Here is a 20,690-nt window from a genome sequence, read left to right on the forward strand (position 1 = left end):
TTTCCATTTGTCCTCCTTAAAAAAATTGCTTTATAATAACTTTTTTTACAATAAATTAAAATAAATTCTTCAAAAATATTTTAAAATTGTATAAATTAGTAACAAAAGGAGAAAAAATGAAACTAACAAACAGAGATTTTCTAACTTTAAAAGATTTTAGTAAAGATGAAATCCTAGCACTTATTAAATTTGCAAAAGAGCTAAAAGAAAAGAAAAAGCAAGGTATAACAGGCAATCATTTGCAAGGAAAAAACATAGCTTTAATATTTGAAAAACCATCAACTAGAACAAGATGTGCATTTGTAGTAGCTTGTAACGATGAAAAAGCTTATCCTGAATATTTAGGTGCTAACGATATACAATTAGGCAAAAAAGAAAGCATACAAGATACCGCTAGGGTATTAAGCAGAATGTTTGATGGCATTGAGTTTCGCGGCTTTAATCAAAGTGATTTAGAAACCTTAGCAAAATATAGTGATGTTCCTGTTTGGAATGGTTTGACAAACGAATTTCATCCAACTCAAATTCTAGCCGATATGCTAACTATTTACGAGCATTTTAACAAACTAGAAGGGCTTAATTTTGCATATATTGGAGATGGTAGAAACAATATGGCAAATTCTCTTATGATAGGCTGTGCTAAATTAGGATTAAATTATATAAATATTAGCCCTAAAGAACTTCATCCTGATAATAAATTAATAAATCTTTGCAAAAGTTTTGCGAATAACTCAAGTATAAAAATCAGCGATAATATTGAAGATATTAAGGGTGCTGATATTATATATACTGATGTTTGGTGCTCTATGGGAGAAGAAGAAAAAGCAAAAGATAGAATAAATATTTTAAAACCTTATCAAGTAAATGATGAATTGCTTTTAAAAACTGGAAAAAATACAATAATAATGCACTGCTTACCTGCAGTAAAAGGTAATGAAATTACAGAAAATGTATTTGAGAATAATGCTGATATAATTTTTAATCAAGCAGAAAATAGAATGCACACTATAAAAGCTGTTATGATTGCTACTATTTGTGATATAGATATATAATTTATTAAACAAATATAAAGCATTTGGGGTTATAATTACCCCTTTTTTTAAAATTTAAATTAAAGGATATTTTTAATGTTTGAGTTGATTAGTGATTCTTTTAAGCAAGCGGTAAATAAATTAAAAACAATAGATGATGAAAAAGCGTTAAAAAACGCTATGGAAACTCTTAAAAAGTCTTTATTAAAGGCTGATGTTCATTTTAAGGTAACGAAAGAATTATTAGTTAATGTAGAAAATGAAGTAAAAGCAAAAGGAATCGGTCAAAAGCATTTTTTAGATGCAATTAAAAATAACCTTACAAACATACTAACACCAGAAAATAAAATAAGCGAATTTAGATTTTCTCCAAGTGGTTTAACATCTGTAATGATGATAGGCTTACAAGGTGGTGGAAAGACAACTAGCACGATAAAATTAGCAAATTATTTAAAACTTAGAAAGAAAAAAGTTCTAGTAGCAGCGTGTGATTTACAAAGACTTGCTGCGGTAGAGCAATTAAGACAATTATGTGAAGCTAATGAAATTGATTTATTTTCAATGGATAGCAAAGACCCTTGCGAAGTAGCAAAAAACGCTCTTAATAAAGCTAAAGATGGCTTATATGATGTATTATTAGTGGATACTGCAGGTCGTTTAGCGATTGATGAGCCTTTAATGAATGAATTAGCTCGTGTAAAAGATATAATAAATCCTTATGAGAGTTTTTATGTAGCTGATGCTATGAGTGGTCAAGAAGGTGTAAAAACTGCAGAAACATTTAATGAAAAAATAGGCATTAGTGGTGTTATTTTAAGTAAATTTGATGCAGATACTAAAGGCGGGGTTGCTTTAGGTATAGCAAAATTATTAAATCTACCTTTAAAATTCGTAGGTATTGGCGAAAAGGTAGGAGATTTTGAGAGTTTTGTTCCAGAAAGAATTGTTGGTCGTATTATGGGAGAAGGCGATTTAGCAACTTTAATGGAAAAAACTTCAGCAGTTTTTGATGAAAAAGAAGCAAAAATCTTAAGCAAAAAAATCAAAAAAGGTGAATTTAATTTCAATGATTTTATAAACCAACTTGAAAGTGTAAAAAAATTAGGGAATTTAGGTTCATTAGTTGGAATGATACCAGGTCTTGGTGGCATTGCTAATAAAGTAAAAGATATAGATTTGGAAAGTTCTAAAGAAATGATACATATAAAGGCAATGATTAGCTCAATGACACCAAAAGAAAGAGAAACTCCAAGCCTATTAAACAATGCTAGAAAAGCAAGAATTGCAAAAGGCGCAGGTCTATCTCAAATGGAAGTTAATAGATTTTTAAAACAATTTGAAAATGCGTCAAAAATCGCTAAAAAACTTTCAAAAGGTGGTATGAAAGGGTTAGGTTCTATGCTAAATCAAGGAAATTTTCCAAAATAATTAAAAATTTTTAAAGCTTTAAACTTATTTAAAGCTTTTTTATAGACAATTTTTGTTTATAAAAAATCTTTAAATCAATCAAGGAGAAAATAATGACAGTTGTAAGACTAACAAGAATGGGTAGAAAAAAGCGTCCTTTTTATCGTATCGTAGTAACAGATAGCAGAAAAAGAAGAGATGGCGGTTGGATTGAGAGTATAGGATATTACAATCCTATGAGCGAGCCTGAAACAATCAAATTTGATGCTGAAAGACTAGCTTACTGGAAAAGCGTAGGCGCTAAATTAAGCGATCGTGTAGCAAGAATTACAAAATAATGGTAAAAGAATTTATTTTTACATATGCAAAAACAATAGCCGCAAATCCTGAGCGGCTAGAAATTTTTGTAGAAGAAAAAGAAAATAACCTAATAGATATTGTTATTATGGCTACTAAAATAGATGCCGGAAGACTTATTGGAAAATCAGGAAAAATCATAACCGCAATTAAAACAATAGCAGTTAATCACAAAAATACTCAAAAATTAAATTATAAAATCACGGTAAAAACTTTTGATGAATAATCTAGTTTATGTTGCTAAAATTGGTAAAACTCACGGATTACTTGGTTTTTTAAAATTTCATAATAAAAGTGATTTTTACGAACAATTTAAACCTAAAGCTGAATTTTTTGATAAAAATGGTAAAAAATTCATAATTAAATCTTTTGATTTTTCAAATTCTTTAGTGCAATTTGTAGGATATGAAGATGTAAATAAGGCTAAAGAACTTGTAAATATGGAACTTTACTCTAATATTGAAAATACTAGAAAAAATATTAAGCTTAAAAAAGATGAATATTTTTATTTTGATATTATTGGGTTAAAAGTATATCAAGATGATGAGTTTTTAGGTAGCGTTGTTGATATTTTAGAAACAGGAGCTAATGATTTATTAGAGATAAAAACTAGCGATGAATTAGTAAATTTAGGCTTATCTAAGAGTTTTTATATACCTTTTCACAATAATTTTATAATTTCAGTAAGTGATATTATCAAGGTAAATAATTCTAAAAGTATTTTAGAAAATTCATAATGAAATTTAATTTTATAAGTTTATTTCCAAATCTAATTGAAAATTATTTTAATGAAAGCATTTTAAAAATTGCAAGAGAAAAAGAGCTTATAAAACTACATTTTGACAATCCTAGAAATTATTCTACAAACAAACATAATAAAGTAGATGATACGAAAATCAGCGGCGGAGCAGGTATGCTTATGGCTTGCCAACCTTTATTTGATTGTTTAGAAAATTATAAAAATTCTCATATTATATTTTTAAGCCCTACAGGAAAACCTTTTAAACAAATTGATGCTAAAAGACTTGCCTTAAAAAATGAAATTACTTTTGTATGCGGAAGATATGAAGGTATTGATGAAAGAGTGTATGAAAATTATGCTAATGAAGTTTTTAGCATAGGTGATTTTGTCCTAACGGGCGGGGAATTAGGAGCTCTTTGTATGTGCGATGCAATTGCTAGAAATATAAATGGAGTAATAAAACAAGAAAGCTTAGTAGAAGAAAGTTTTGAAAATTATTTATTAGAAGCTCCATCTTTTACTAAACCTTTTATATTTGAATATAAAAAAAATAATATTTTTAAGAAATTTTATTCAATTTCAAGTTTTGTTAAGGGTAATCACGCTAATATTAGCCTTTTAAAAAATCATCTATCGTTTTGCAAGACCAAATTCCACCGCCCGGATTTACTTGCTAAGCACAATAATTTAAGGAAAAACTATGAGAAATAAATATATTGAGCAGTTTGAAGCTAAACAAATTGAAGGAAAAAATATTCCTGATTTTAGAGCTGGCGATACATTAAAACTTGCTATTCATATTAAAGAAGGTGATAAGTCAAGGGTTCAAAATTTTGAAGGTATTTGTATAGCTCGTCGTGGTCAAGGCACAGGTGAAACTTTTATGGTTCGCAAAATTGGTGCAAATGGTGTTGGAGTAGAAAGAATATTCCCAATTTATTCTGATAGTCTAGAAAGTATTACGGTAGTTCGCCATGGTAAAGTAAGACGCTCAAGACTATTCTATCTACGCAGATTACGTGGTAAAGCTGCAAGAATTAAAGAACTTAAACGCTAATATTACGGAGATTTTTCTCCGTTTATAGAATTTCGTTTATAGAATGATTACAATACAAAAAGCTTCAGAAAAAGATTTAGATTTAATCTTAGAATTTATTAAAAAATTAGCTGATTATGAAAACTTATCAAGTAGTGTTGTAGCTACTAAAGAACTTTTAAAAGAAAACTTATTTATAAAACAAAAAGCTTATGTTTTAATAGCTTATTATGATTTAAAGCCTGTTGGATTTGCTTTGTATTTTAATAATTTCTCTACATTTTTAGGAAAATGTGGAATTTACTTAGAAGATTTATTCGTTGATGTTGAATACAGAAATAAAGGAATAGGAAAAGCACTTATAAAAGAACTAGCTAAAATAGCTAATCAAAATGATTATGAAAGAATTGATTGGGTTTGTCTTAAAGACAACTATCCAAGTCTTGAAGTTTATAAAAAAATAGGAGCTAACACAAAAGATGAATGGCTACTACATAGACTTGAAAAATCAGATATAAACAACCTTTTAAACAATAAATAAGTTATCTTAACTATGTATAAAAATCACTTAAAATATAAATAATAAGAAATTAAATCATACATTTAAAATTCTTAAATTAATACCTTAGCTAAATCAATAATGTAATAACTTTTAAAATCACTAATTATTTTTTAATTTTAGATTTTTAAACAATTCTAGCTAAATTACTTTTAGTATTATAAGCTTTTATTACCTATAAATATTTTAAGCGTTTAATAAAACTAAAAATACTCATAAATACATTTATTTTTCAAATTCCAAAACAATTAACAATCAAACCAACCATATTTATAACCACCTTATAAAGCGTTATAACTAATTTACAATAAAATAAAAAAATAGTTAAATAAATTATTTCTTAGGGGTTATAAATGAGAAACGATTTTTTAAAAATCAATGGAATAATCGCATTTTTATTAGTTGGGTTTTTGAATGCTTTTGTTGATTTAGGACATAAAATCATCATTCAAAATACGGTTTATAAGATTTATGATGGCAGCGCGCAATTATTTTTAACCGCAATTATTAATGCTTTAATTTTATTACCTTATATTTTTAGCTTTTCAATATCAGGATTTTTAGCTGATAAATACCCTAAAAATAAGGTTATGAAAATAACTGCTTTAGCAAATATATTTTTAGTATCAATCATTTGTTTTAGTTATTACAATGGTTATTTTTATCTAGCCTTTATAATGACGCTTATTATGGGTATTCAATCAGCCTTATATTCTCCTGCTAAATATGGTTATATTAAAGAACTAGTCGGCATCAAGCAACTTGCTATGGGAAATGGTGCTATAAATGCTGTTAGTATTGTGGCTATTTTGTGTGGAATGCTTGTATTTTCTTTAGGTTTTGAATTATTATTAAACGAGTTTAGCACGAGTAAGGATATATTAACTCAAGTAGCTCCATTAGGCTTATTACTAGTAGCTTTTAGTGTTTTAGAATTTATTTTAGCGTCTAAATTACCGCAGGTTAAAAGCGAAAATTCTAATTTAGCATTCAATAAAAACGATTATTTAAAAGGAGTTTTGCTTAAAAACAACCTTAGCTTAATATTTCAAAATAAATTAATTTGGCTATGTATAATAGGAATTGCCTTCTTTTGGGCTATTTCTCAATTATATTTAGTATCTTTTCCTGTATTTGCTAAGTTTCATCTAAATGAATTAAACACCTTTTATGTGCAAGGCGTAATGGCAGCTAGTGCAATAGGCGTTATTATAGGCTCAATAATTGCAGGTAGATTTTCTAAAAACTACATTGAATTAGGGCTTATCCCGCTTGGTGCTTTAGGATTATTTTTAAGCTCATTATTAATAAGCTTTCTTAATAATTTATTTGCCTTTGCACTTGTATTTTTTATATTTGGCATATCTGGGGCAATATTCACAATCGCTCTTAATTCTTTAATACAATTTAATGCTAAAGAAAATGAATTAGGTATAGTCTTAGCAGGAAATAATTTTATTCAAAATATTTTTATGCTAAGTTTTGTAATACTTGCTACTTTTTTTGCTTATTTAGAAATTGATGTTTTATATTTGTTTTATTTCATTGTAGTTGTGAGTTTTTTAGGCTCTTTTTATGTATTAATAAAACTGCCTTTTTCTTTAGTAAGAATAATAGTAAGCCTTGCTTTTTATCAAAAATATAGATTATTAGTAGCAGGATTTGAAAATATCCCACAAAATAAAGGAGTGTTATTATTAGGCAATCATATTTCCTTTATTGACTGGGCTATCATACAAATGGCAATCCCTAAAAAAGTGCATTTTGTAATGGAGAGAAAATACTATCAAAAATGGTATATTAGAATGTTTATAAAGCATTTTGGAGTAATCCCTGTAAGCTCTGCTGCAAGTAAAGAAGCCTTAGAATTAATTGCAACCTATATCAAAAAAGGCGAAATTGTTTGTATTTTCCCTGAAGGAACTCTCTCAAGACACGGACATTTAAACGAATTTAAAAGCGGATTTGAATTAGCGTGCAAGGATTTAAGCGAAGATGATGGGATTATAATTCCTTTTTATATCCACGGGCTTTGGGGTAGTTCGTTTTCAAGAAGTGATGAAGAATACAATCTAAGAAATAAAAAAATCGGTAAAAGAGAAATAGCAATAGCATTCGGAACAGCCCTTAGCATACATTCAAGTAAAGAATTAGTAAAAGCTAAAGTATTTGAACTATCATTCTTAGCTACAAAAACTCAAAGCGATAATCTAAAAACAATAGAAAAAGCCTTTATCCTAAGTGCTAAAAAATACTCACAAAATATAGCGATAAACGACCCTTTAGCAGGAGATATAAGCTACAAAAAACTCCTAGCATTAAGCCTAGTGCTTAGTAAAAAAATCCCTAATGATGAAAATATAGGCATATTATTACCTGCTTCATTTGCTTCAACGCTTGTAAATCTAGCTAGTTTATTTGCTGGAAAAACCATAGTAAATCTAAATTACACCGCAGGAATAAAAGCAATCAATCAAGCAAAAGAAAGTGCAAATATAAAGCATATTTATACATCATCTAAATTCTTAGAAAAGCTAGAAAATAAAGGCTTTAAATTAGAATTAGAAAATGTAAATATCATTTATTTAGAAGATTTAATAAAAGCAATAAAAAAAGAAAAGCTAGATATTATCTTTAAACTCTTTTTAATAAGTATCTTACCTAGCTTTATGTTACAAGCCTTATTTACTAAGAATTTAAGCAATGAAAAAACAGCTGCGATTTTATTTAGTAGTGGTAGCGAAGGAATGCCTAAAGGAGTTATGCTAAGCCATAAAAATATCTTAAGCAATATTGCTTCAATTTCTAGCATAATTTGTGCAAAAGATGATGATGTAATACTCTCATCTTTACCACCATTTCACGCATTTGGACTAACCGTTACTACCTTTATGCCTTTAATAGAAGGGATAAAAAGTGCAACTTGTGCTGACCCTACCGATGCTTTAGGCGTTGCAAAAACTATAGTAAAAAATAATGTTAGCATTATGTGTGCAACTTCTACATTTTTAGGAATTTATGCAAGAAATAAAAAAATAGATGAAATTATGTTTGATAGCCTTAGAATTGTAGTTGCAGGTGCTGAAAAATTAAAGCCCGAGATTAAATCAGCTTTTGAACTAAAGTTCAAAAAAAATATTTACGAAGGTTACGGAGCTACCGAGACAACACCTGTTGCAAGTGTGAATTTACCTAATAAATTTGATAGCACATATTGGCAACTACATAGAGCAAATAAAGACAAAAGCGTAGGTATGCCTTTACCTGGCACTGCTATTAGAATAGTTGATCCACTAAGCTATGAAGAATTAAAAGCAAACGAAGATGGACTTATTTTAATAGGCGGACACCAAGTAATGCAAGGATATTTAAATAATCCTGAAAAAACTGCCGAAGTTATAAAAGAAATAGATGGCATTAGATGGTATAACACAGGGGATAAGGGACATTTAGATGAAGATGGATTTTTATACATTGTAGATAGATATTCAAGGTTTGCAAAAATTGGTGGAGAGATGATTTCTTTAGGACTTGTTGAAAGCGAAGTTGCTAAAGTGATTAATAATGATGAAGTAAAACTCTGCTCTACTTCTTTAGAAGATGATAAAAAAGGTGAGATGGTAGTTTTATTAATTGAATGTAGTGAAGAAAAATTTGATTATTTTGTAGATTTAATAAAACAAAGCGAAATACTAGCAATTTATAAACCTAGTAAATATATTTTGATAAAAGAGATTCCATTATTAGGCAGTGGAAAGGTAGATTATAAAGAAGCAAAAGCCCTAGCTAAAAGTATTTTAGAAAACAATTAATAAAATTTATACTAAAAGGAAGAGTAACTTAAACTCTAAACCTTTTAGTTTTGTAATACTAATTAAAGTTTTGCTAATTTTAAATATTAAAGTATCAAATTAAATTCTTAATTATTTTTAAATGCAAAATATTTTAGATTTTACTTATGCGTTTTTAATATTAAATCAACATATTTAATTCATTTTCTAAGACAGATTTTGGAGTAAGCGATATAAATTTTTTAACCATTTTTCCATCTTTATCGTAAATAAACATAGCAGGCACACCCCAAACACCACCTACTACATTGCTTAAATACTCAACATCTAAACTCTCATAAATAGTAGCAAATGTAACACCTTTTAAGCTTTCTTTTGCCATATCATAATCTCTCATACCACCTAATACAGCAATAATTTTATAATCCTTACTAAGCTCATTTAAGATAGGAATTTGTTTAGCACATACACCGCAATCCTTTGTGTAAAAAAACAACATAAAAGGCTCATTTAATCCCTTTAATGCTTGTTCTTTCGCACTATAACTTAAATGTATTGGCTCTTTTGAATTTAAAGCTAACATTGCTTCATCTTTACAAGCACAAAGTAAAAATATGAAAATTGCTAGAAAAAATCTCATAAATATTCCTTAATCTTATTAGTTAAAAATTCCAAACTTCTATCGCCTAATACCTTATCCACATAAACTCCATCTTTTAAAATAAATAAAGTCGGAACAGCAAAAATATCATACCTACTCCAGCTAATGTCTTCTTCATCTTTTAAAAAAATCATATTTGAATATTGGTGTTCTAATTCGTGTTTTTTAATAGTATTTAAATCATCAATAGAATTAATTGCATAGATACTAATATTATTTTCATTCGCAAATTCATTTAATCCAGCCATTACTTTAAGACAAGCAGCACAACCATTTTGCCAAAATTCTATCAATTCTATACCTTGTCTTTTTAACTCTATTTTATTTAAAGCTGTAGTTTTTGCAAGAATATTAGGAGCTTGTTTATTTAATACTAGCTTATTATCTTCGCAAGATACAAAAAACAAAAGTATTAAAACTATTAGAATTTTATTCATTCACTATAAGTCCATCTTTAATGGTAATTATCTCATCTCCATTTTTAGCCAAGTCAGGATTGTGAGTAATTAATATAATTGTCTTGCCTTCGCTTCTTAATTTTTTAAATATATCTAAAACTATTTCTCCATTTTCTTCATCAAGATTGCCAGTAGGCTCATCAGCTAATAAAATATTTGGATTATTAATAAGACTTCTAGCTATGCAAAGGCGTTGTTGCTGACCACCACTTAATTCGCTAGGTAAATGCTCTAATCTATCTAATAATCCTACTTTATCTAAGATTTTCTTAGCATCATTTTCTTCAATACTTGAATGATAATATTGAGCTAACATAACATTTTCTAATACGCTTAAATAAGGTATTAAATGAAATTGTTGAAAAATAAGCCCTATTTTTTCTCTTCTTATTCTTTGTTTATCAGCTTCACTTAAATGAGTTACATTAATACCATCTAAAAAGTATTCGCCTTCACTTGCATTATCAAGCAATGATAAAATATTTAAAAGCGTAGTTTTTCCACTACCACTCTTACCTACAATACTAAGCCAACGACCTTTATTTAATTCAAAATTAAGACCTTTTAAAACATGGGCTTTATCAAATCTTTTATGTAAATTACTAACCTTAATAATACTCATTTATTCTCCTCTTAAATTACCTACTATATCTATTTGCAATGCTTTTTTTATCGGAAAATACGCAGCAAATGATGCAAAAAATAACGATATAAAAATTGAAAGCACAAAAGCACTTAATCTAAAATCTATACTAGCATTAAAAATAATATTGCCTAAAATCTGTGCTAAAAAATACCCACCAATAGTGCCTAATAAAGATGAAACAACAGCTAAAATAAATACTTCATAAGCAAATAATTTTGCTATATCTTTAAAACTAGCCCCAAGAGCTAAATGCAATGCTATTTCTTTTTTTCTTGAAAAAATAATTGAACTAAGAGTTGTATTAACACTTGTTGAGCTAATTATTAAAATAACAATAGAAATCAAAAACATAAGACCTTTTATTTTTTCTAAAATTGCTCCTTCTTTTAAACTAACACTTAAAATTGGTTTTAATTCTGCATTATTGCTTACTGCTATTTTGCTAAGCTCTGATAGGTTTTCAAAATCATCATCAACTATTAAAGATACATAAGAATATTTATCATTAATACCTGATAAATCTTTAGCAGAATTTAAATTGATAAAAGCCATAGCGTCAATCTCATCTCCAGTAGAAAAAATCCCTTTTATAATATAAGTTTTCTCATAAGGAATACCATTTTTTACTATTGTTAAAGGTAGTTTTTGATTTATGTCTTTTTTTAGCGTATTTGCTAAGTCTATACCTAAATAAATACTATTATCTTTTGAATATTCGCTTTGACTTAGGCTACCTTTTTTAACTAATAAAAACTTATTGATTTTTTTAAATTCATCAAAATCAACCCCAGCCACTATTAATTGCCTTGTAGAAAAAACAGGGCTAAAGTATAAATAAGGAGAATAAGCTAATAATTTGTCTTTACTAATTTTTGATTTAATTAAATTAGCTTCTTTAATATCTAAATAATCATCACTTTTAGAACTAATTAGCATATTTGCCCCGTAACTTTTAAGCTCTTTACTCATTTTATTGTCAATATCAAAATATATATTTAAAAAAGCATTAGTAACGCAAGTTCCTATAAAAATTGATATTAAAACTATTATTAATCTTTGCTTTGAAAAAACTATACTCTTTTTAACTTGTGTGAAAAAAAAGTTATTTACGCTCATATAACACCTCAACTATTTCAAGATTTACAAAATTCTTAGTAGCTATTAATGAGCCAAGTAAAGCCACCAAACTAGCAAAAAACATACAAATAAATATAATTATAAAGTTATATTCAATACTATGAGAAAAAATACTATAAGATATAATATCACTTACAAAAAATCCAAATACAGCACCAAAAATACTAGCAATTAAACTAACAAACAAATAATCAATTGCAAAAACCAAATAAACTTGTAAATTACTAGCGCCTAATGCTTTAAACAAACCTATTTCTTTTTTTCTTCTATAAACATCGCTATTTATTAAAGACGCTTCTGCAATACTTGCGACAATTAAAGATATGATAAAAATAATTCCCATTAGACCTTGAATTTTTTTAACGATAGAGCTTTCAGCATCTGCTACTTTACTAACAGCTTTTGCACTTGCTCCTTTATAATTTTCTTCAATTTGATATGCAATAGAGCTTACAAAAGCCGTGCAATACCAATTATCAAATTCTACTTGATTTAAACTCTTTATATCATATCTTGCCCTATGAGCTATGTCATTTTCTGGAATTGTTAGAGCTGATACTTCTGCTCTTTCATAAGTATTTGGCTCATTTAAAATATCATTTAATCTATCTATGTTAATTAAAATTTTATCTTCATAATCACCCAAATTACTCACAATGCCAACTACTTTTAACTCTACTTCTTTATCATTTATAAGCACTTTGAAAGTATCGTTAGCTTTAAGATTTAAAGAATTTGCTAATTTTTCACTTATATTTACTTCATTTTCTAAACTATTATCATTTACAAAATTTAAATCAGTCTTTAAAAAAGGTAAAAGAGATAAAAATCCAGTATCAAATACCACGGTTTTATTACCAAATTTATCTTGTTCTATGACTAATTCTTTATTAAAATATGTGCCTAAGATACTGATTTTTTTGCCTTGAAATTCTACTTGGCGTTGTTTAAATGGAGCTATTGCTGTTATATTATTTGACCAGAAAATATCTTTAATTTTTCTCAAATCATCAAGATTTAGGAATTTACTTTCGCTTTGTAATTTAAAGCTTTTATTACCAACTTCAATACTATAAGATGAGCCTTGTGGTAAAACACTAATATTTGCTCCATAATTTCTTAGCTCTTTTCCTAGCTGATTGCCAACCCCAAGAGTTATATTAAGCATACAAGCAAGGAGCAAACAAGCTAAAAAAATAGTCGCAAAACTTAATAATTTTTGAATAGGATTGCCTAAAATTGATTTTTTTACTATTCTTAAAAACATTTTTACTCCTAACTTCTTCTTTCAATCAAAAATAAAGCTTTATCACTTGAGCTTACAAATTTTGATGGGTCTTTTTTAAATTCTTGATAACTTTCATCAGAATTAAAATAATAGCTAATACCATTATAAATATAGGTTTTCTTAGCTTTTGTGTTTAGAAATTTCTCTTTATTTACTGGGTCTTGAACTTGCATTTCAACTACTTTACTAAAATAGTTTTCCCCACCTAATACATCTTTTACTTTCACAATTATCTTATCGTTAATAACTTCAAATTTTAAAGGAATTGGATTGCAACCACCTTCTTTACCTACGCTAGGTAAAAATATCCTAACATTACAAGCTACACATAATAATTCATTATTTTTCATAACATAGCCATTATCCCCACAAATACTACAAGCATCAAATACTACTACAGGAGTTTGCTTACCTGCGTGGCGATTAATTATAAAAAATCTAATTTCCTTACCAGAGCTAGAAATATAAGCATAGCGATATAATTTACCATCTTGAATATCTTTAGCATCAAATTCAAAATAATCTTTATTTTTAGGAGTAATGATTTTTGGCTCATCAACTTGAATAGGTTTAGAATCTACTAAATCATAAAATAACATAACTAAAGCAGCACTAATACTTAATATAAAATGAATAGTAAAATGAGAATTTATACTAAAAGTTTTTGCGATATTTTTTCTATATTCTATGTCAAAATCACAAGCTTTTTCTCTATATTTTGGTCTATTTTTTAAGCAAGTGCCAACATAAATAATACCTAAAATCAAGCAAATATAATAATAAAACTCGGCATAATATCTACTCTTAGTAATATAACTAAGCAAAATAGAGCTATCACTAACTCCAATTCTAATTAGATAATACATAATCTCAGCAAAAGCAGTATTTAAAAACATAATTGCAAAAATTACATAAATACAAATTCTTGATTTTGAAAATGAATTTGAATTAGCAAAAAGAAAATTAATATAAAAAATAATACAAATAAAAATAGCTAATAAAATAAAGCCAAAATTTAAAATCCCTTGAGTATCTAATAAGCTTGATGAAAATATAGGATAAGCAACTGATAATAAAAAGTATTTTAAAGAAGCTGCTAAAGATATAAAAAAGCTTAATATATAAGCAAATAAAGAATTATTTTTAAAAATTACTAATTTAATTAAGCTAAAAAATAAAGTAACTAATAAAATTATATTAGCTGTTAATACCCCTATTCTATCTACTTTTTCATAGTGGAATATATAAAATAAAATATATCCAAAAATAAAACCAACTAAAGTAAAAATAATATTTAATTTTAATGATGAATTTTTAGCATAAAAAGCTGTAAAAAAACTAACTAAAAAGCACTCTAAAAATATATGCACAAAATATATACTCATTATTGTCCTTATTTTTGTATATTTTTTATAGAAAGCCTAAGCTTTCTATATTTTAAGTTTTATTTATCAGGTGTTCCTGTGTATTTGAATTTGTATTTAACATTAAATGTATCAAACCACTCGCCAACACCTGTTTCTTTATCTACGTGGCGACCAAAACCTTGTTTTTCAGGATTATCAATTACAAATTCTAATTCATAATTACCAATTCCTGTATCCATTTTAATATTTGCACCATAGTGAGGACCATCATCAGCTACCATTGGCATAAGTTTTCCAACTTTTGTTTTACCATTATCAAGGTTAGTTAATTTATAGCCAATTGTAAGATATGGCATCCAAAAACCTTCAGGAAAACCATTTGGATTTTCTTTAAGAGCGTGAATGTCAGCTTCTAAGTGAATATCAGCTAAAGACGCTGCTAAATCAATACCTCTTGGCTCCATTTCAATTGGTTGAAGATACACAGCTGCTATTTCCATTCCGTGTAATTTATAGCTTTCTGCACCATCAATTGTAGGAATTTCAACTTCTCCTGCAAACACTGAAGACGCTAAAAAAGCACCTGCTACTAAACTAAGCAATGATTTTTTCATTGTTTCTCCTTTGATTTGATTTGCATATAAACAACTCCTCCTATTAATAGGACGAGGATTATTGCCTGTAAAATTAAGCTCTCATAATAAGGATATAATCCTAACCAAGTAATGCTTTCAAATTGCATTGGTATGAGATGTGGAGTTAAGACCTTGCCCTCAACAAGTTCCATAATCCCTTTGCCTGTAAAAGCAAAACACATATAAAAAATAATAATTGAGGTTATTAAGAAAAATTGTTTTATAGGAATTCTAATTGCACCAGCTTTAAGTAAGAAATATAAAACTACTAATATAACAATACCAAGAGCTAAACCACCTAAAACAGCACTAAGTCCAGCACCAGAACCAGAATCAATCAATAATGCTTGATAGAACAATATTGTTTCAGCACCTTCTCTAAATACTGCTAAAAACACGGTCCACCATAATGTTTTAGCACTACCATTTGTAATAGCTAGTCTTGCTTGCTCTTTTAAATTACTTGCATATTTTTTATTTCTTGCATTACTAAGTAGCCAAAAGCCAACATAAAATAATAAAACAACAGCAATTAGCATTGTTACACCTTCTATTAGCTCTCTACTTTGTCCTGAATTTTTAATAAAATATGAAACTATAAAAGCAGTGATAAATGATAAAACAACACCACTACCAAGTGCTGAATAAGCTATATTTAATCTGTCTTTATTACCGCTTTGAATAATATATGAAATTATTGCAACTACTATTATTAAAGCTTCTAAACCTTCTCTTAAAATAATAGTAAGTGATGATATAAATAAAAACCAAACACTTGTATCATTGATTTTATCTAACTGACTTTCAATTAATTTATTTAACTCATCAAAATTAGCAATTAACTCATCTTTAGAAGCCTTACTTTTAATTAGTGCTGTTCCTTTAGTAAATTTTGCTTCTATTTCAAGCTTTATATTTGAATTAACAGCACCAATTTTACTCTCCATTCCTTTTGCTTCAAAAATATCTAAATATATATTTTGAAGAGCATCAATACTTGCTTTTTCTCCCATTGTTTCATAGTCTTGAACTATTTTATTTAAAGCTATTTTAATATCAGTTGCAACTTGAGTATAATCTACATTCTTAGTCTCATCAACATATCCAACTAATTTTAATTTATCTAAATTACTAGCATCTATTTTAGTCATTACATCAAATATAGAATCTAATATCTCTTCACTTCTAGCTCTCATATCGCTTTCAGTTACTTTTCCTTCGCGAATATCACTGCCAAAACTTCTTAACTTGCTTCTCATATTAAGATTTTTTGTTGCATTTATTAGAATTTCAATATTTGTATTTATATATATTTCTTCTCTTGCAACGCCAATTGTATCAGCTGCTTTTGTAAATTCTCCTTGCTTATTGTATTGAATAGCTTCGTCAAATTTCTCACTTAATAAATCATATACATATTGTAATTTTGGATCAATCGCAGCTGCTGCTTGAAGGTCTTCTAAACTATCATAAACTTCTTTTTGCATAGTTGGTTTTGTGATTTCTCCACTTGCTTCTTTGCTAAGATGGGCTAATTCTGCTGCTTTTTGTTCTTCACATTTAGTTTTTGCACTATTTTCATCTGCTCCAAACATCATCTCACCTTCAATGCAAGTTTTCAACAAATTCTCTCTTGCATTCATTTCAGCTTTTGCTTTATCATAATTTGGATCAGACGCTACTGCAACTATTTTAAAGCCATTTTGTATAACTGGCGTTACTTCTTCTAAATCAAATATCAAACCATCTATTAAAGCTTCAATTTTGCCTATATTTTCTCCACGCCCATAATAACCACGAAGATTGGTAAATTTTCTCTCCATCAAATAGCCTTTTCTACCAATATTTCTTCCAATAGGACCTTCCATATTTTCAAAATGTTGAAAATAAGCTTCACTTGCAAGTTGTCTTGCAGTTTTTGCATCACCTTTTTTATAGGCTTCTAAACCTTTATTTAGCTTTTCTATAATTAAATCTTTTTCCTTGAAATAATCAACATCATCTCTAGCTATTAAAGATATACAAATAGCAAAAATAAGCAAAAATATTTTTTTCACAAGATAACCTTTATAATAATTTTACTCATTATTGTATGAGTTATAAATAAATAAAATCTAAATGATACTTATTATTTTTTTCATTATTATCAATTAGAATTAATGTTGATAAAAATAATTTATTCTTATTAACCATTTTTAATAATTCGCTCCTACAATTTCGCGACTTTTTTAAAAGGAGATAAAAATGAAAAAAGTATGTTTGTCATTAGTTGCCTTTATAGGCCTTAATTTATGTGCTGCTGAAATTCCTGCAGTTGATGTTTTAGATTGCAAAAGTGCTGAATGTATCAATGGCGCAAAAGCTGAAAAAATATTAGAAAAAAGTGAGCAAAAGGTAGTAGAAGAAGCAAAAGCTAAAGAAGAAGTGGTAAAACAAGTTAGCGATAAAGTAGAAGAAAAAAAAGAAGTAGTTAAAGAAGAAGTAAAACAAACAAAAGAAGAAATTAAAAAGGCAAAAAAAGAAGCTAAGAAAAATAAAAAAAGTAAAGAAGCTAAAAAATCAAAACACAACAAAAAAGAAAAAGTAGAAAACAAAAAATAATTTATACTTACGATTTAGCTAATGCTAAATCGTAAAATATTTAATTAAAAAATCCCAAAATATATGATTTTAAATTCTCAAAACCACTTATAAAAATTACAATAATTACAATAGGAATAAAATATTTTATATAATAAAACCAAGCTTTATAAAGTGGATTTTTAAGTTCATAATTATTGCTAATTTCTCTTAAAGCTTCATCTTTACCTAAAACAAAAGCAACATAAATTACACAAAGTAAAGCTGTAATTACAAATAAAATATTTCCACTAATAAAATCAAATGTATCAAAAATATTTCTTCCATAAATTAAAACATTATCAAGCACTCCATAACTTAATAAAGCAGGAGTATTTCCTAATATAAAAATTCCACCTAAAACTAAATTAATCGCTGTATTTTTTGAGATTTTAAATTTTTCTTCTAATACAGAAATAATTACTTGATAAATAGGCAAACTCGTAGTAAGTGCAGCTGTTAATAATAAAACAAAAAACACTATAGCAAAGAAATCCCCAAAATGCATATGAGAAAACACTATTGGTAAGGTTTTAAATACTAATGATGGACCAGCATCAGGACTTAATCCAAAAGAAAATAAAGAAGGAAATATCATAAATCCTGCTAAAACCGCTACAAGAGTATTTACAATACCTGTAATAATTGCTGTTTTTAATAAATCCTCGCCTTTATCAAGATAACTTGATAATGTAATCATAACCCCAAATCCAAGCGATAAAGCAAAAAATACTTGTCCTATAACATATAAAAATATACTAGGTGTAATCTTGCTAAAATCAGGATATAAATAAAACTTAATCCCTTCAATTGCCCCATCTAAAGTAACATTTCTAATAACCATAGCAATAAGACATAAAAACAAAAGCGGCATTAGATACTTAACAGAACGCTCAATTCCATCAATAACTCCACGCCTTAAAATAATCCAATTAATAAATACAAAAATAAATGTATAAATTCCTATCATTAAAGGGTCATTTTCTATATTTTTTTGATAATGTAAGCTAGTTTGCTCTGCTGTAATTACTGAAGTTAAATCAAGCCCGCCTAAATTAAACATAGACATAATAATATTAACAATATAGCTAATTACCCAAGCACCTAAAACCATATAATAAGCCATAATTGCATAGCTTCCAAATAGCCCTAAATACCCAACAAATTGCCATTTTTTACTAAAACAATCAACGCTATTTTTATGCATTCTTCTGCCTATTATATTTTCTACTAAGATAATAGGAACACCGACTAAAAACATAGCTATTATAAATAATAAAACATAAGCACCACCACCATTTTCTCCTACCATATAAGGAAATCTCCAAGTAGCTCCAAATCCAATAGTAGCACCTGCAACGGTTAAAATATATGTAAGTCTATTACTCCAAGTAAGTCGTTTCATAATGTATCCTTTTTTGAAAAAGGATACATTTTATACAAAAAATAATGATAATTTCAAGTTTTTTTTAAATAAATTTTACAAATAAAAATCCTAAAGCAACGCTTAAAGCAATCATTAAAACGCCTGGAATAAAGAAAGAATGGTTAAATACATACTTTCCTATCCTAGTAGTTTTTGTATCATCCATTCCAACCGCACCAAGTAATGTTGGGTAAGTTGGTAACACAAAGAGTGCTGAAACTGCTGCAAAAGAAGCGATGATTATTTTTGCGTTTTCTGGGTTTTCATTTAATGCAAGTGCAACAATTACTGATGGAACTATTGCTTTAGCAGTTGCTGCTTGAGAATATAAAAGCATACTAGCAAAGAAAAAGGCAAAAGCTAATAAGAATTGATATTGTTCTACTAAGCCTTTAGCAAATTCTTTTATTTCATTACTATGAGCGCTTACATAAGTATCTCCTAGCCACGCAACACCTAAAACACAAACACAAGCATTCATACCGCTCTTAAATACACTTGTTTCAATGATTTTTGAAGTATTGATTTTAGTGCTTAATACAATAAAAGTAGCAATGCTAAGCATTACACACATAATAGCACTATCTCTTGGAATAATTATCTCATCAGCTTTTAAGCCTGAAATATAAGTCGCATAACAAACAACAGCTAAAACGCCAATAACAAAAATCACAACGCTAGTCTTAGCACCTTTAATAATCTCTTTTTGAGTACTTTGTTTTTTTACTATTTCACCTTTTTTAAGTAATTCTTGATAATACTCATCAGAACTTAAATCAAGATTTGAAAACTTAGTTACCAAAAACGCACTAAGCATACAAGCTAAATAAGTGCTACCTATCCAAATGCTTAATAATGTTAAATAAGAATACCCAAAAGGCTCAAGCACACCACTAAGATAAACAACAGCTGCACTAACAGGACTTGCAGTAATTGCTATTTGACTTGATACAACTGCAAGGCTAAGTGGAGCTTTTGGCTTAATATTTTGCTCTTTTGCAACCTCAACAATTACTGGTATCATAGAAAACGCAGTATGCCCTGTCCCTGCTAAAATAGTTAAAAAATAAGTAATACTAGGAGCTAAATAATTGATTTTTTTAGGATTTTTCCTAAGTATTTTTTCAGCAATATGCACCAAATAATCAAGCCCGCCTGCTAATTGCATAGCCGAAATTGCTGCAATTACTGACATAATGATTAAAATTACCGAAGTTGGAATTTCGCCTGGTTTTATACCACACAAAATACCTAATAAAATAACTCCAATCCCACCAGTATAGCCAATGGCAATTCCACCAAGTCTAACACCTAAAAATATAGCCGCTAAAACTATGGCTAAATCCAAAAATCCAACAACATTCGCAAAAAGCAAAAAGCAAATCGCTACAACAATCCAAACATATTTGTTTTTCATTTTAACTCCTTTAAAATGCCAATTTTACACATAATTATTTTAATGTTTTATAAAAATTAAAAGATTTAAATTTTAAAGAATAATTAAAAAGAAAAATTAGGAATTTAAAATCA

The 20,690-nt window shown here is 27.8% G+C and carries 20 protein-coding genes; 10 read left to right on the top strand and 10 right to left on the bottom strand.

What is annotated here, in order from left to right:
* Window positions 1–116: 116 nt before the first annotated feature.
* The 9 genes from argF to AVBRAN12642_RS07660 all read left to right on the top strand — a co-directional run bounded on the left by argF (window position 117) and on the right by AVBRAN12642_RS07660 (window position 8,944).
* Entirely contained in the window at window positions 117–1,052 is a 936-nt protein-coding gene (argF, locus tag AVBRAN12642_RS07620; protein WP_336606751.1) for an ornithine carbamoyltransferase, read from the top strand.
* Window positions 1,053–1,127: 75 nt separating this feature from the next.
* Window positions 1,128–2,459, top strand: coding sequence for a signal recognition particle protein (locus AVBRAN12642_RS07625; RefSeq protein WP_214117791.1), 1,332 nt, complete (start codon window positions 1,128–1,130; stop codon window positions 2,457–2,459).
* Between the two features lie 92 nt (window positions 2,460–2,551).
* Window positions 2,552–2,776, top strand: a complete 225-nt coding sequence (rpsP, locus tag AVBRAN12642_RS07630; protein ID WP_214117792.1) for a 30S ribosomal protein S16 — start codon at window positions 2,552–2,554, stop codon at window positions 2,774–2,776.
* Window positions 2,776–3,021, top strand: coding sequence for a KH domain-containing protein (locus tag AVBRAN12642_RS07635; protein WP_214117793.1), 246 nt, complete (start codon window positions 2,776–2,778; stop codon window positions 3,019–3,021). The genes rpsP and AVBRAN12642_RS07635 overlap by 1 nt, the downstream gene beginning before the upstream one ends.
* Window positions 3,014–3,532, top strand: coding sequence for a ribosome maturation factor RimM (rimM, locus tag AVBRAN12642_RS07640; RefSeq protein ID WP_267523288.1), 519 nt, complete (start codon window positions 3,014–3,016; stop codon window positions 3,530–3,532). Before AVBRAN12642_RS07635 ends, rimM begins: the two co-directional genes overlap by 8 nt.
* Window positions 3,532–4,248 carry a tRNA (guanosine(37)-N1)-methyltransferase TrmD gene (gene trmD / locus AVBRAN12642_RS07645; RefSeq protein ID WP_214117795.1) on the top strand — a complete coding sequence of 239 codons (717 nt, stop codon included), beginning with the start codon at window positions 3,532–3,534 and terminating at the stop codon, window positions 4,246–4,248. The genes rimM and trmD overlap by 1 nt, the downstream gene beginning before the upstream one ends.
* Entirely contained in the window at window positions 4,238–4,594 is a 357-nt protein-coding gene (gene rplS / locus AVBRAN12642_RS07650; protein WP_214117796.1) for a 50S ribosomal protein L19, read from the top strand. Before trmD ends, rplS begins: the two co-directional genes overlap by 11 nt.
* 43 nt (window positions 4,595–4,637) lie before the next feature.
* Complete coding sequence (locus AVBRAN12642_RS07655) at window positions 4,638–5,114, top strand: GNAT family N-acetyltransferase (RefSeq protein WP_214117797.1); 477 nt, start codon at window positions 4,638–4,640, stop codon at window positions 5,112–5,114.
* Window positions 5,115–5,485: 371 nt separating this feature from the next.
* Window positions 5,486–8,944 (top strand): acyl-[ACP]--phospholipid O-acyltransferase, encoded by a 3,459-nt coding sequence (locus AVBRAN12642_RS07660; protein ID WP_336608172.1) that lies wholly within the window; start codon window positions 5,486–5,488, stop codon window positions 8,942–8,944.
* A 160-nt stretch (window positions 8,945–9,104) separates the two neighbouring features.
* Here the strand turns inward: AVBRAN12642_RS07660 and AVBRAN12642_RS07665 are convergent, their stop codons facing one another.
* Genes AVBRAN12642_RS07665 through AVBRAN12642_RS07700 form a run of 8 tightly spaced genes read right to left on the bottom strand, consistent with a single transcriptional unit; the run spans window position 9,105 to window position 17,172 of the window.
* Window positions 9,105–9,563: a TlpA family protein disulfide reductase gene (locus AVBRAN12642_RS07665; RefSeq protein WP_214119525.1), complete on the bottom strand. Its 459-nt coding sequence runs from the start codon at window positions 9,561–9,563 to the stop codon at window positions 9,105–9,107.
* Complete coding sequence (locus tag AVBRAN12642_RS07670) at window positions 9,560–10,021, bottom strand: TlpA family protein disulfide reductase (RefSeq protein WP_214119523.1); 462 nt, start codon at window positions 10,019–10,021, stop codon at window positions 9,560–9,562. Before AVBRAN12642_RS07670 ends, AVBRAN12642_RS07665 begins: the two co-directional genes overlap by 4 nt.
* Entirely contained in the window at window positions 10,014–10,664 is a 651-nt protein-coding gene (locus tag AVBRAN12642_RS07675) for an ABC transporter ATP-binding protein (RefSeq protein WP_336608173.1), read from the bottom strand. Before AVBRAN12642_RS07675 ends, AVBRAN12642_RS07670 begins: the two co-directional genes overlap by 8 nt.
* Complete coding sequence (locus AVBRAN12642_RS07680; protein WP_214117802.1) at window positions 10,665–11,804, bottom strand: ABC transporter permease; 1,140 nt, start codon at window positions 11,802–11,804, stop codon at window positions 10,665–10,667.
* Entirely contained in the window at window positions 11,791–13,092 is a 1,302-nt protein-coding gene (locus tag AVBRAN12642_RS07685; protein ID WP_214117803.1) for an ABC transporter permease, read from the bottom strand. The genes AVBRAN12642_RS07680 and AVBRAN12642_RS07685 overlap by 14 nt, the downstream gene beginning before the upstream one ends.
* A gap of 8 nt (window positions 13,093–13,100) precedes the next feature.
* Complete coding sequence (locus AVBRAN12642_RS07690; RefSeq protein WP_336606756.1) at window positions 13,101–14,498, bottom strand: Fe-S-containing protein; 1,398 nt, start codon at window positions 14,496–14,498, stop codon at window positions 13,101–13,103.
* 59 nt (window positions 14,499–14,557) lie between these two features.
* Window positions 14,558–15,094, bottom strand: a complete 537-nt coding sequence (locus AVBRAN12642_RS07695) for an iron transporter (protein ID WP_214117805.1) — start codon at window positions 15,092–15,094, stop codon at window positions 14,558–14,560.
* Window positions 15,091–17,172 (bottom strand): FTR1 family iron permease, encoded by a 2,082-nt coding sequence (locus tag AVBRAN12642_RS07700; protein ID WP_336606757.1) that lies wholly within the window; start codon window positions 17,170–17,172, stop codon window positions 15,091–15,093. The genes AVBRAN12642_RS07695 and AVBRAN12642_RS07700 overlap by 4 nt, the downstream gene beginning before the upstream one ends.
* Window positions 17,173–17,359: 187 nt before the next feature.
* Between AVBRAN12642_RS07700 and AVBRAN12642_RS07705 the strand changes: the two genes are divergently transcribed.
* On the top strand, window positions 17,360–17,716 hold the full coding sequence (locus AVBRAN12642_RS07705; protein WP_214150187.1) for a hypothetical protein: 357 nt from the start codon (window positions 17,360–17,362) through the stop codon (window positions 17,714–17,716).
* A gap of 40 nt (window positions 17,717–17,756) precedes the next feature.
* Here AVBRAN12642_RS07705 and AVBRAN12642_RS07710 read toward each other — a convergent pair whose 3' ends face one another.
* On the bottom strand, window positions 17,757–19,139 hold the full coding sequence (locus AVBRAN12642_RS07710; protein ID WP_336606758.1) for a sodium-dependent transporter: 1,383 nt from the start codon (window positions 19,137–19,139) through the stop codon (window positions 17,757–17,759).
* A 64-nt stretch (window positions 19,140–19,203) separates the two neighbouring features.
* Window positions 19,204–20,577: an anaerobic C4-dicarboxylate transporter gene (locus AVBRAN12642_RS07715; RefSeq protein ID WP_336606759.1), complete on the bottom strand. Its 1,374-nt coding sequence runs from the start codon at window positions 20,575–20,577 to the stop codon at window positions 19,204–19,206.
* Between the last annotated feature and the right edge of the window lie 113 nt (window positions 20,578–20,690).

It is taken from the genome of Campylobacter sp. RM12642 (assembly GCF_020137635.1).
Lineage (GTDB): Bacteria > Campylobacterota > Campylobacteria > Campylobacterales > Campylobacteraceae > Campylobacter_E.